Source organism: Nonomuraea sp. NPDC050404 (genome assembly GCF_040655495.1).
Taxonomy (GTDB): domain Bacteria; phylum Actinomycetota; class Actinomycetes; order Streptosporangiales; family Streptosporangiaceae; genus Nonomuraea.
In genome coordinates this window covers 379,182-391,928 of sequence record NZ_JBFAKB010000001.1, presented here as the reverse complement: position 1 = coordinate 391,928, position 12,747 = coordinate 379,182, and the positions used below count along the sequence as shown (strand labels likewise).

Below are 12,747 nucleotides of genomic sequence, written 5' to 3'. Positions count from 1 at the left end.
ATACCGTACGCGGCTCCCGCACCATGACGCTGCTGGCACTCATCACCGGGGTGAACGCGGTCGGAAATGGGCTTTATGCCACGATCAGCGCGTTGTACTTCACGTCCGTGCTCGGCCATTCGCTGGGCCTGGTGTCCGCGGTGCTCTTCTCGGCGATGATGCTGGCGATGGCGGCCGATCTGGCCGGCGGCCGCCTGGCCGACACCAGGGGCCCCCGCCAGGTGTTCCAGGCCGGTCTCGTCGTGTCCCTGGCCGGCATGGCCGCGATGCTCGCCGCGGGCGAGGTCGTCGTCTTCGTTCTCGCGGGGCTGCTCGCCGGCGTCGGGCAGGGGCTCTGCATGTCGTCGAACGTGGCGCTCATCCGCCGCGCGGCCGGCGCCGACGCCGTGATGGCCCGTGCGACGCTGCGTACCTTCCTGACCGCCGGCCTGGCCCTGGGCGGGCTGGCCGGCGCGGGGGTGCTCGCGGTGCGGGCGCCGCAGGCGTACCTGTTCGCCATCGCGGTCAACCTGGTCACCTTCCTGTGGTGCGCGCTACTGACCAGGAAGCTTGAGGTGCCCGGCAGCCCCGCGAACGGTTCCCGGCGGCCGGCCGGGCTGTTCCACGTCTATCGCGACCTCCGGTTCATGATGTTCGCGGTCATCTCCGCGCTCATCTCGGTGCACAACCACGTCCTGCCCTTCGCCGTGCCGCTCTGGCTGGCGATCACCCATCCGCGGCTGACCTGGCTGGCGGGCATCGCCATGGTGATCAACACCGTGCTGGGCGTGGTGTTGCAGATTCAGGCGAACGCCCGGGTGAACTCCGGGCGCGGCGCCGTCCTGTCGTTCCTCCTGGGAGGGGCGGCCATCGGGGCGTCCTACATCGTCTTCGCCTGGATGGCCCAGGCCCCTCTCGCCACCGCGGTCGTCCTCGTGCTGGGTTTCGTCGTCATCTACTCGCTCGGCGAGATCGTGCTCTCCGCCGGAGCCATGGACCTGCAGTTCAGAGTGGTCCCGGGCGAACTGCAGGGTCAGTACAGCGCGGCCTTCGGCACGATGCACGGCTTGGCGTCCGCCGTCGCGCCGGCGGTGCTCGGCCTGGTCGTCTCCTCGGGCGGCATGTTCGGATGGCTGAGCCTCGCCGCGGCGACGGGCCTGCTGGCATTGATGGTGCTCGTCGTGGGGCGGAGGTTCGAGTTCCAGCCCGTCGGATGATCGTTCTCGCCGGATCGCCCATCCCGCGGAGTAGTGTCAGGCGGGCGGCCAGTTGCGCAGGGCGGCGTCGGCCATCGCCTGGAGCTCGTCGCGGCAGACCCCGCTCGCGGCCTGTACGGCGATGCCGAACGACAAGGTGGTGACGTAGCGGGCCAGCAGCGCCGGGTCGCTCTCCGCGGGCAGGTCGCCTTCATCGAGGGCCCGCTGGAACCGCTCCCTGACGCTGGAGTGGGAGTCGTTGCGCCAGGCGATGAGAAGCTCGCGGACCTCACGCCCGGCGTCACTGGCCGCCAAGGCGCCCTGGACGCCCATGCACCCCTGCGGATGGGCCGGGCGGGTGGTGCTGCGAATGGTGCCGGCCAGGATCGCGGTGGCGACGCCGAGGGCGGTCGGCTCCTCCAGGGCCTGCGCCAGGTATCCGCCGGGGCCCGCGGTGTAGCGCTCCAGGGCCTTGCGGAACAACTCCTTCTTGTTGCCGAAGGCCGCGTACATGCTCGTGGTGGAGATGCCCATCGCGTCCGTCAGGATGGCCGTGCTGGCCCCCTCGTAGCCGTGCTCCCAGAAGGCCAGCACGGCGCGTTCGAGAGCTTCGTCGGCGTCGAATCCCCGCGGCCGGCCGATCGGGCCGTTCTGTTTCGTCCCCACCCGCACAGCCTACCTTTCTGGAGCGATCGCTGCAGAAGTGCTACCGTTGACTTATGTAGCGATCGCTGCAGAACTCTGAGGAGGTTGGTCACATGGGACTGCTCGAAGGCAAGACCGCACTCGTCACCGGCGGCAGCGCCGGGATCGGCCTGGCCACCGCCGTACGACTGGCGGCCGAGGGCGCGCACGTGTTCATCACCGGCCGGCGCAAGACCGAACTCGACGCGGCCGTGGAGACGATCGGTGCTTCATCGGCCACCGCGGTGGCCGGCGACATCTCGAACCTGGCCGACCTGGACCGGCTCTACGAGGCCGTCCGCGGCCGGGGACAGGGCCTGGACGTGTTGTTCGCCAATGCCTCCATCGCCTCGTTCGTGCCGCTTGAGGAGATCACCGAGGAGCATTTCGACACGCTTTTCGGCATCAACGTCCGTGGCACGCTGTTCACCGTGCAGAAGGCGCTGCCGCTGCTCAACGACGGCGCCTCGGTGATACTGAACGGCTCCACCAACGTGGACGTCGGCGACGCGGCATTCGGCGTGTACGCGGCGACCAAGGCCGCCACCCGATCGTTCGCCCGTACCTGGGCCAACGAACTCAAAGGACGCCGCATCCGGGTCAACACCGTCACGCCCGGCCCGATCGAAACCCCCGCCTTGGAGGGCCTCACTCCTGACCCGGAGCAGTTCAAGCGGCTCCTGGCCACGCGGGTGCCGATGGGCCGGCTCGGGCGCCCGGAGGAGGTCGCCGCCGCCGTGATCTTCCTCGCCTCCGGGCAGAGCAGCTTCATCACCGGTTCGAGCCTGTACGTCGACGGCGGCCTGAACCAGATCTGAGCGGTGGGAACACCGGGGCATTCCGCGGGCCCCGGGCGGCGGAGTGAGCCGGTGCGAGCGAACGCGCGGAACGACCCGGCGCTCGGATGGCGGGGTGAGCCGGTGCGAGCGAACGTGCGCTCGTACCGGCTCATCCCGCCTTTGGCTTGTGGCTTGTCCCTGGGAGGAGGTAACCTCCACGGACAGTGACGGTTATCGATAACAGCGCGGAGGGTAGTCGCAGCGTGACGGAAGAGGGGGCGACGATCTACACGGTCGCGCGGGCGGCCGGAGTCAGCGCTCAGACCGTGTCCCGGGTGCTCAACGGCACCGGCCAGGTCAGCGCGGCGACCCGCGCGAGCGTGCTGGCCGCGATCGAGGCGCAGGGTTACCGGCCCAACGCGGTCGGGCGGAGCCTGCGTGCGTCCCGTACGCCGATGATCGGCGTGCTCGTGGCCGACATCGGCAACCCGTTCTACGCCCGGCTGCACCGCGCCATCGAACGCAGCCTGTCCGGCAGTGGCTACTCGCTCATGCTGATGAACACCGACGACGACCCCCGGATCGAGCGGCGCCAGCTCGACCTGCTGCGCTCGTACCGGCCGACCGGGCTCGTGGCCGTCCCGTCTGCGGGCAGCGCGCTGGGCGAGACCGACCTGCGGGCGTACGGGCACGTCGTCAGCGCCAGCCGGGTGCTCGACGGGATGGGTGTTCCCGCCGTCGTCACCAACGAGCGGGAAGCCGTCGGCCTGGCCACCGCTGAGCTGCTCGTGTACGGCCACACCGAGGTCGCCATCGTGCTCGGCCCGGCCAAGGCGTCCACCACCCGCGCCCGCGAGGAGGGCTTCCGCGCCGCGCTCGGGCCGGGGCACCGCGCCCACGTCCGCCACACCGACGGCACGCGCGCGGGCGGCGAGGCCGCGGCCGGCGAACTGCTCGCCGCCCGGCCCGGCGTGACCGGGATGATCGGCTTCAACGCGCTGGTCACCGAGGGGATCGTCAGCGCGCTGCAGTCGGCAGGGCGCCGCTGCCCGCAGGACGTCTCGGTCATCGGGTTCACCGACGCCGGCTGGATGACCCTGCACCGCCCGCCCATCACGGTGATCGACCAGCCGGTGGAGGAGATGGGCGCCCTGGCCGGCCGCCTCCTGCTCGACATGGCCGCGGGCGAGAGCGTCGAACCGGGCCCGCGGGTCGTGCCCAGCACGCTGATCAGGCGCGCCTCCGTCGCACCGCCGAGGGAGCACGACCGATGAAGATCGCGTCGCGGAGGAGACACCGCCGATGTAGTTCGCGCCGCCGAGGGACACCGCTGATGAAGGCCGCGCTGCCAAGAGGACACCGCCGATGAAGGCCGCGCCGCCGAGGGGACACCGCCGATGAAGATCGCGCCGTGGAAGGGGCATCACCGATGAAGATCGTGGCGGTCAAGCCGCACGTCGTGACCGAGAAGCTGAAGACGACGTTCGGGATGTCCCAGTGGCAGTGGGAGTCCCGGGCGAGCTGCCTGGTCGAGATCGTCACCGACGAGGGCATCGTCGGCTGGGGCGAGTGCTTCGGCCCGGCCCAGGGGGCCCGCGCGCTCATCGACTCGGTGTTCGCCCCGCTCCTGGCGGGAGCCGACCCGTTCGAGCACGTCGCCCTGTGGGAGTCGATGTACAACCGCAGCCGCGAGTGGGGACGCGCCGGCGTCCCGATCGCCGCGATCTCCGGCGTCGAGATCGCCCTCTGGGACGTCATCGGCAAGGCACTCGGCCAGCCCGTGCACCGCCTCCTGGGCGGACGCGCGCCGGACGCCTTCCACGCCTACGCCTCGGCCTTCTACTACGGCGGCGACTGGCAGGACGACCTGGAGGCGGAGGCCCGCAGCCTCCTCGACCAGGGCTACCGCCACGTCAAGATGAAGGTCGGCGCCGACCTGCGCGCCGACATCGAGCGCGTGCACCGCGTACGCGCCGCGCTCGGCCCCGGCGTCCTGCTGGCCGCCGACGCCAACCGCGGTTACACCACCGCGGAGGCCCGCCTGTTCGCCCGCGAGACCGAAGCCGCCTCCCTGTGGTTCTTCGAGGAGCCGGTCATTCCCGAGGACCTGGCCGGCTACCGGGAGCTGCGAGCCTCGGTGGCGGTGCCCATCGCGGGCGGCGAGTCGATGTTCACCCGCTGGGGCTTCGCCGAGATGGTCGAGACGCGGGCCGTGGACCTGCTGCAGCCCGACGCCACCGCCTGCGGCGGGCTGCGCGAGACGCTGCTGGTCGCGGGGCTGGCGAGCGTGCACGGCATCCCGACGCTGCCGCACGTGTGGGGGTCGGCGATCACCGTGGCGGCCGGGTTGCACCTGGCCACCGCGCTGCCCGTGGTGACCCCGTCGCTCGGCCGCGCCGCGCCGGTGATCGAGCTGGACCAGGCGCCCAACTCCTTCAGGGGCACGCTGTCGGACCTGGCCATCGGCCCGGTGATGACCGTGCCCCAGGGCCCCGGCCTCGGCATCGAGATCGACCGCACGGTCATCGAGGCGTACCGCGCCTGACCACCGCACCAGGAATTAAGGAAACACTGAAGTGCCATCGGAAACCGCGCCCGCCCAGGCCACGCCGGCCCCGTCCCTGCCGCACAAGTGGCTGCGCATCAGCGGCCTGCTGCTCGTCGGCCTGTTCGTCGCCTACCTCGACCGCTCCAACCTGTCGGTCGGCATCAAGAACATCGGCGCCGACCTCGGCTTCTCCGGGGACGACTTCGCCGCCACCTCCAGCCTCGCCCTGACGGCCTTCCTCGTCGGATACCTGATCTCCAACTTCCTCGGCGGCTTCCTCACCGCCAGGATCGACGCCAAGTGGATCCTGCTCGTCACCGTGGCGGGCTACTCGTTGTGCACATTCCTCATCGGCTTCACCGACTCCGTCGGCGTCCTGATCGCGTTGCGCGTCGGCGTCGGCATCTTCGAGGGCATCTACTGGCCGCAGCAGTTCAGGATGGCCAAGGCGTGGTTCGACGACCGGGAGATGAGCCGGGCCAGCGCGCTCATCCAGTACTACGGCCAGTACCTCGCGCTGGCGCTCGGCTTCTTCCTGCTCACCCCGATCGAGGCGTCGTTCGGCTGGCGTCCCATGTTCTGGGTGCTCGGCGCCGTCGGCCTGGTCATCGTCCTGCCGCTGTACGCCCGTTTCCTGCCGACCGCACCCGGCACCACCACCACCGCCGCAGAGGGCCGCGGCCGGAGCGACCGCAAGCGGCTCACCTTCGCCGCCTTCGGCGGCTGGCGCTTCGTGCTGCTGGTCTTCAGCTACTTCGCCAACGGGATGTTGTTCTGGGGCATCACCCTGTTCATCCCGCTCATCGTGCCGGAATTCGGCTTCGCCCCCAGCGCGGGCGGCCTGCTCGCGGCCGCGCCGTACCTGGTCTCGCTGGTGCTCACGATCCCCATGATGATCCTCGCCGACCGTACGGGTCGCCGCGCCGCCATCGCGATCTCCGGCCTCGTGGTCGGGGGAGTCCTGCTGGCGGGTGTCGCTCTCACCGGCTCCCACGTGCTGCAGTTCGCCCTGATCTGCCTCGGCCTGGGCTACTTCACCGCCGCCTACACCCCCAACATCTGGGCGATCGTGGTGACCGACCTGCCCGCCCACGTGGTGGGGCCCGCCACCGGCATCATCAACGGCTTCGGCGCGGGCGGGGGCGGCATCGTCGCGGGCGCCCTCGTCGGGGCACTGCTCGCGGCCACCGGCACGTACGCGGTGGGCCTGTCCGTCCTGGGCCTGGTGGCCATCGTCGGCGGCCTCGCGCTGCTGCAGTACACGAGGATGCGCCCGGCCGCACTTCCCGGCGCGGACGCCTGACAGGACCGCTTGACAGGGTCGCCATCGATCCTTAATGTCGCGGTGACAAAGCGGCGTGAAACGTTTTTATACGTGACGCGCACGCTCGTTGAACGCGCGGTCACCTCCCCACCCCCCGTCAACGGAACACCTCGGCCCGAGCACCTGCCACGACTGCGCCGAACTGTACTGATGTCCCAGCCTGAGACGCCGACGTCCAGGCCGGGCGGCGCCGCGCCCGCGACGTGGCACCGCCCTCCGGCACTGAATCGATTCGCCGCACAACGGGTACGCCGCGCTGAAACGTTCAAGCCCGCAGGAGGAAATTTCATGACAGCAACCACCACCGCGTTACGCCCGCGCAGGCTCTCCAGGATCGCCGTCACGCTCGCGGTCCTCATAGGCGGTGCCGGGGCCGGGATAGTGGCCGGCCCGCTCCCGGCCTCCGCCTCAGCTGCCGCCTGCGGTGACGGTACCTTCCAGTCGCAGGTGACGGTCAGCGGCAGCACCTGGACCGCCCGCAACAGCTCGGGCGGCACCGTCTACAGCGGCACCGACTTCCGGGCGGCGGTCCAGGCCGGCATCGGCAGCCTCACGGCCGGGCGCACCTCGATCCAGCGGGTCGTCGTGCGCGGCAACGGCTCGATGAGCGCCGGCACCCGGATCTCGTTGCCGAGCTACACCTCCCTGTCGGTCTGCGGCACGATCAACGTCACCGGCTCCGGCTCCGGCGACTACGCGCCGATCTACTCCCGTGGCGCCTCGAACATCGAGGTCCCGTACCTCAACGTCACCGGCGCCCCGATCTACGGCATCTTCATGCGCAACGTCACCAACGTCTGGCTCGGCCAGATCGACATGCGGCTCAGCAGGGGTCTCGGCGTGCGCATCGACAACCGCGGCGACACCAGCCAGTGGACCCGCAACGTACGGGTCGACAGCGTCTACGTCCAGGGGGCCAGCTCGCACGCGATGGAGACCTACGGCGTCGACGGCCTGACCGTCGGCACCGTGACGGCGCGCAGCGTCGGCGAGTCCGGGCTGCTGCTCAACCAGACCATCAACGCCACGATCGGCACCGTCGACGCCGACAACGCCGGGGCGGGCACCGGGTACGCGGCCTTCCGCATGGCCAACCGCAACGGCCGGGTCGGCAGCTCCTACCCGAACAACATCCGCGTCGGCACCGTCAAGGCACGCGGCGGCGGCCGGGGCATCTTCTGCGTCTCGGAAAGCGGCGGCGCCACCATCGACCGGGTGGACATCGCCAACACCGGCAACAACTCGGTCCTGGTGGAGAACTGCTACAACGTCGTCATCGCCGGGGCGTCGGGCACGATCAGCGGTGGCGGCGAGGTCCGCATCGCGGCCCGTACGGAGTTCCCGCCGTCGTCGGGCATCAGGTTCCAGAACCTGACGGTCAGCAACACCAACATCAGGTGGAGTCCCTGCACCGGCAGCAACAACACGATCAGCAACGTGACCCGAAACAATTCGACGCTCACCTGGTGCTGATCCTCCCGGGCCCGCGCCGGCAGCCCGCCCCCGCCACGGCTGCCGGCGCGTAGCCGCTCGTCTCGTCGCGGGTCTCGCGGCGCAGGAATATCAGGTCAGTCGATCTCGACCTCCACGTGATAGCCGCCCGCGCTGTCGCGGTGCGCGCCGTGGATGTCGGTGGCCAGGTCGGGGAAGCAGCGGTCGAACTCCTCCAGGGCATGCAGGTAGGCCATCATCGGGCCGTCGGCCGGCCCGGTCGCCTCGCCGGGCATCAGCATCGGGATGCCGGGCGGTGTGACGACGACGGTGGCGGCGCAGACGCGGCCGGGCAGGTCGGCGAGCGGGACCCGTTCTGTACGCGAACGGATCAGGGCCTGGTAACTGTCGGCCGGGGTGCGCACGGGTTCCGGCAGGGTCGCGAAGATCTGCTTGAGCAGCGCGCCGAGCCCGAGGGTGTGCAGCCGGTCGTGCACGTCCGTGCAGAAACGGCGCAGCGTGACGGCCGGCGGGCCAAAACCGGGCAGCACCTCGGCCAGGGACACGCCGTCGTCGTAGGCGCGTTTGAAGTCGGTGAGCGCGTCGATCAGGGTGCCCCACTTGCCCTTGGTGATGCCCATGGAGAAGAGCACCAGCAGCGTGTGGTCGCCGGTCTTCTCCACCACGATGCCGCGCCGCCGCAGGTAGGCGGCCACGATGCGGGCCGGAATGCCCCAGTCGAGGGTGCCCAGCGTGGCGTCGGCCCCCGGGCAGACGATCGTCACCTTGACCGGGTCGAGCAGGCAGTAGCCGCCGCTCAGCCCGTGGAAGCCGTGCCAGGCGGCGCCGGGCTCCAGCGTCCAGCACGCCGGGTCGGTGCTCAGCGTGAGGGGGTCGGCGTCGGCGAAGGGGACGGCCCGGCCGGTGCCCGGGTCCGTGATGTGCGGGGGCTGCCAGACGCCGAAGTACCAGTCCGGCCTGCGGCCGTCCTGCCTGATGCGGCCGGCCAGCCGTACCATGGCCTGCCGGAACCGGACCGCCTCGGTGACGGCCTCGCCCGTCAGGTGCGGCCCCGACGGGCCGTCCATCATCCCCGCCGCCACGTCCAGCGAGGCGATCATCGGGTAGAGCGGCGAGGTGGAGCAGTGCATCAGGTACGTCTCGTTGAGCCGCTCGTAGTCCACCGGCGCCCGATCCGACGACCTGACGTGCAGCATCGCCGACTGCGACAGGGCGGCCAGGAGCTTGTGTGTGGACTGGGTGGCGAACACGGTGGGGCGGTGCGGCCCCGGCAGCGTGCGCTCGTCCACGGCCATGCCGTAGCGGCGGGCGTACAGGGGGTTGAACCGGGCGTAGGCGAACCACGCCTCGTCGAAGTGCACGCGCGGCACGGTCCGGCCCAGCAGTTCCGCGACCCGTACGGCGTCGTAGCAGATCCCGTCGTAGGTGGAGTTGGTGATCACGGCGTAGACCGGGTCGGTCTCGGCGAGGGGATGGCCGGACAGGCGGGCGCGCAGCGTGCCGGGGTCGAGGGCGGCCGGCGGGATGGGACCGGCCAGGCCCAGGCCGTTTCGCTCCGGCACCAGGTAGATCGGTCGCGCGCCGCTGATCGTCATCGCGTGCTGGAGCGACTTGTGGCCGTTGCGGTCGATCAGGGCGGTCTCGTCCCGGGCGACGGCGTGGTGGCCGACGACGCGGTTGGCGGTGGCGTTGCCGTTCATTACGAAGAAGGTGCGCTCGGCGCCGAAGACGCGGGCGGCGTTGCGTTCCGCCTCGCCGACCGGGCCGGTGTGGTCCAGCGGCGAGCCGAGCTCGGGGACGGAGATGGACAGGTCGGTCCGCAGCAGGCGCTCACCGAAGAAGTCGAAGAACGCCCGCCCGACGGGCGACTTCAGGAACGCCACCCCGCCGGCGTGCGCCGGGGTGTGCCAGGAGTACTGGTGGTGGTCCTGCAGGTCGCGCAGCGCGCGGAAGAACGGCGGCAGGATCCGGTCGGCGTACTCCTCGGTGGCGTGCACGATGCGCCCGGCGATGAAGTCGGGGGTGTCCTCCAGCGGGAAGACGTAACCCTGGATGACCTCGTACACCCACAGGGGAAGCTCCTGCTCGGCGGTCATCAGGAAGACCGGCAGGGCGCGGAAGCGCCGCAGGACCGCGTCCAGGACCTGGTCGGCGCCCGGCGCGTCCCAGTCGGCCAGCATCCCGGCCAGCGAGGCGTCCGAGCCGATCACCGCCAGCGCGTCCCGGCTCCGGTACGTCCAGCGCAACTGCACGCCGAGCTCGCCCATCGCCGCGCCGATCCGGCGGACCTGCTCGGCCAGCGCCGTGTCGGCGTCGGGACGCTCGGCGATCGCGGCGAGCACCGTTCGTTCCAGGCGCGCTCCAGAGCCGGGATTCACGGTCGGCGGCGGCTGGTCAGGCGGCCGGGGTCCGGCCAGCGCACGTCCCGCGCCCAGCCCGCCCGCTCGAACCAGCGGATCAGCCGCGCGCTGGGGTCGAGCTGGCCCTTGAGCACGCCGTGGCGGGCGCAGGCGGGATCCACGTGGTGCCAGTTGTGCCAGCCCTCGCCGAGCGTCAGCAGCGCCACCCACCACACGTTCGACGAGCGGTCCCTGGTGCGGAACGGGCGGTCGCCGAAGGTGTGCGCGATCGAGTTGACCGACCAGGTGACGTGGTGCACCACGGCGTAACGCACCAGCCCGCCCCACAGGAGGGCGCTCCACGCGCCCGCCCACGACATCGACCACAGCCCGCCGGCGGCGGCCGGGAGTGCGAACGACAGGAGCACGACGCCCAGGTAGCCGGCGTCGAAGCGCCGCACGTCCGGGTCGGCCAGCAGGTCCGGCACCCAGTGCGGGCGGCTGGAGCGGTGCCGGGCGCTGCAGAACCAGCCGACGTGCGCGTGCAGCATGCCGCGCAGCAGCGCCAGGCCGCTGTCGCCGTAGCACCACGGCGAGTGCGGGTCGCCCTCGCGGTCGGCGTACTTGTGGTGGCGGCGGTGCTCGGCGGCCCACAGCGTGACCGGGCCCTCGACGGCCAGGCCGCCGGCCAGCATGAGCGCGATCCGCAGCGGCCGGCCGGCCTTGAAGGCGCGGTGGGTGAAGAGCCGGTGGTAGCCGATGGCGATGCCGAAGATGCTCACCAGGTACATCACGACCGCGATCACCAGGTCGCGCGGGCCGACGCCCCAGCCCCAGGCGGCCGGGATCGCCAGGGCCAGCAGCGCCACGGGCGCGACGACCAGGACGACGAGGTAGGCCGCGCGGCGGCCGGCGGTGACCGTCACCGTCTCCGCCGTGGCCGGCCGCGGCGTGGGTGACGTCACGTTACCTCCCATGAATGGACGAACTGATTCCATTGAACGTTCACGGGCCTGGACTGCGGCAATCACCTGACGGTGACGGATCAGTTACTCTCAGGCAGTAGAACAATGCGCCCAGTAGTCATAAAGAAACGGTGCGGAGTCTCCCTAGATTGTGAAGGCACAACGTGATCATCGTTGTGCGGGCGGGAGGTCTACGCGATGGGCGCTGGTTCCGGCGGTCTTCTGGAGGAGTACGACGCGGCGCTGGCCAAGGACGCGATGTCCGCGTTCGGCCTGGTCCGGGAGTGGATGCGGACGGACTGGCGGAGCCTGTTCGCCGAGTTGCGCGAGCGGCGTCCCATCTTCACCACGCCCGCCTTCACGGTCGTGACCCGCTTCGCCGACGTGACCGAGGTGCTCTCGCACGAGGAGGTCTTCTCGGTACGCGCCTTCGGCCCCCGCCTGGACGCCGCCCTGGGCGCCCCGTTCATGCTGGGCCGCGACGCCACCCCGATGAACTGGCGGGAGAAGGGCCTGATGCGGCTCATGCTCGACCCGCGGGACGCCACCCGCGTGCGGGAGCTGACCGGCCGCCTCGCCGACGACCTGCTGGACGCCGCACTGCCCGCCGGGCGCGTCGAAGCGGTCAACGAGCTCTTCCGCCCCGTCGCCCTCGGCGTGTGCGCGGAGTATTTCGGCGTGCCGGGCCCGGAGCCGCTGACCCTGTCGCGGTGGACGCGGGCCATCGTCACCGACGGCTTCGCCAACTTCCTCGGCGACCCGCAGATCCAGGCCGCCTCCGTGCAGGCGGGCGCCGAGATGGTCGGCTACCTGCGCGACCGGCTCGCCGAGCGGCGGGCCGCGCTGCGGGCCGGGCACGACCTGCCCGACGACGTCTTCGCCCGCCTCGTCGGCGCGGGCCTGCCCGCCGGCGCCGGCGTGACCGACGACCGCATCGTGACCAACATGGCCGGGCTGCCGCTGGGCTTCGTGGAGAGCGCGCCGGGGGCCATGGCCGAGGCCGTGGAGCAGTTGCTGGTGCGCCCGGCGGTGCTCGCCGAGGCGGTGGCCGTGGCCGGCGATCCCGCGCGGTTCGACCCGTTTGTGTGGGAGGCGCTGCGGTTCAGCCCGTTCTTCAAGCTGCTTCCCCGGATCTGCGAGCACGACCACGTGCTGGCCGCGGGCACGCCGCGCGCCACGGTGATCCCCGCGGGCACGTTCGTGCTCGCGGCGCCGGCCTCGGCCATGTTCGACGCCGACGTGGTGCCGGAGCCGGAGGTGTTCCGCCTCGACCGTCCCGCCCATCACCGGCTGTTCTTCGGGCATGGCCACCACTCCTGTCTCGGCGTGCACGTGGCCGGGGCCGTGATCGGGGAGACCGTGCGCCGCCTGCTGCTGCGTCCCGGCCTGCGATTGGAGAGCCGGGTCGAACGGTCGCTCGGGATCTTCCCCGACACGTTCGTCCTGGGGCTGGGCGCCGGCCAGAAGCGGGAGGGCTGACG

General features: G+C 71.2%; 10 protein-coding genes. 7 read left to right on the top strand and 3 right to left on the bottom strand.

The features are described 5' to 3' along the window. Window positions 1-23: 23 nt before the first annotated feature. On the top strand, window positions 24-1,196 hold the full coding sequence (locus tag AB0I81_RS01735) for an MFS transporter (RefSeq protein WP_360648158.1): 1,173 nt from the start codon (window positions 24-26) through the stop codon (window positions 1,194-1,196). A 36-nt stretch (window positions 1,197-1,232) separates the two neighbouring features. Here AB0I81_RS01735 and AB0I81_RS01730 read toward each other — a convergent pair whose 3' ends face one another. Beyond that, entirely contained in the window at window positions 1,233-1,841 is a 609-nt protein-coding gene (locus tag AB0I81_RS01730) for a TetR/AcrR family transcriptional regulator (protein WP_360648155.1), read from the bottom strand. 92 nt (window positions 1,842-1,933) lie between these two features. On the opposite strand from AB0I81_RS01730, the gene AB0I81_RS01725 reads away from it, so the two are divergent. The 5 genes from AB0I81_RS01725 to AB0I81_RS01705 all read left to right on the top strand — a co-directional run bounded on the left by AB0I81_RS01725 (window position 1,934) and on the right by AB0I81_RS01705 (window position 7,983). Continuing rightward, a complete protein-coding gene (locus AB0I81_RS01725; protein ID WP_360648152.1) occupies window positions 1,934-2,677 on the top strand; it encodes an SDR family oxidoreductase in 744 nt (247 codons plus the stop codon). Window positions 2,678-2,901: 224 nt separating this feature from the next. Next, the gene (locus AB0I81_RS01720; protein WP_360648149.1) at window positions 2,902-3,912 is read left to right on the top strand and encodes a LacI family DNA-binding transcriptional regulator; all 1,011 of its coding nucleotides are present in this window, start codon (window positions 2,902-2,904) and stop codon (window positions 3,910-3,912) included. 155 nt (window positions 3,913-4,067) lie between these two features. Next, window positions 4,068-5,183, top strand: coding sequence for a mandelate racemase/muconate lactonizing enzyme family protein (locus tag AB0I81_RS01715; RefSeq protein ID WP_360648146.1), 1,116 nt, complete (start codon window positions 4,068-4,070; stop codon window positions 5,181-5,183). A 31-nt stretch (window positions 5,184-5,214) separates the two neighbouring features. Next, window positions 5,215-6,489, top strand: a complete 1,275-nt coding sequence (locus AB0I81_RS01710) for an MFS transporter (protein WP_360648143.1) — start codon at window positions 5,215-5,217, stop codon at window positions 6,487-6,489. Between the two features lie 309 nt (window positions 6,490-6,798). After that, window positions 6,799-7,983 (top strand): hypothetical protein, encoded by a 1,185-nt coding sequence (locus AB0I81_RS01705; RefSeq protein ID WP_360648140.1) that lies wholly within the window; start codon window positions 6,799-6,801, stop codon window positions 7,981-7,983. A gap of 95 nt (window positions 7,984-8,078) precedes the next feature. On the opposite strand, the gene AB0I81_RS01700 is transcribed toward AB0I81_RS01705, so the two are convergent. Continuing rightward, on the bottom strand, window positions 8,079-10,304 hold the full coding sequence (locus AB0I81_RS01700) for an Orn/Lys/Arg decarboxylase N-terminal domain-containing protein (protein ID WP_360648137.1): 2,226 nt from the start codon (window positions 10,302-10,304) through the stop codon (window positions 8,079-8,081). 32 nt (window positions 10,305-10,336) lie between these two features. Continuing rightward, entirely contained in the window at window positions 10,337-11,266 is a 930-nt protein-coding gene (locus AB0I81_RS01695; RefSeq protein WP_360648133.1) for an acyl-CoA desaturase, read from the bottom strand. A 198-nt stretch (window positions 11,267-11,464) separates the two neighbouring features. Between AB0I81_RS01695 and AB0I81_RS01690 the strand changes: the two genes are divergently transcribed. Next, complete coding sequence (locus AB0I81_RS01690) at window positions 11,465-12,745, top strand: cytochrome P450 (RefSeq protein WP_360648130.1); 1,281 nt, start codon at window positions 11,465-11,467, stop codon at window positions 12,743-12,745. Window positions 12,746-12,747 lie beyond the last annotated feature (2 nt).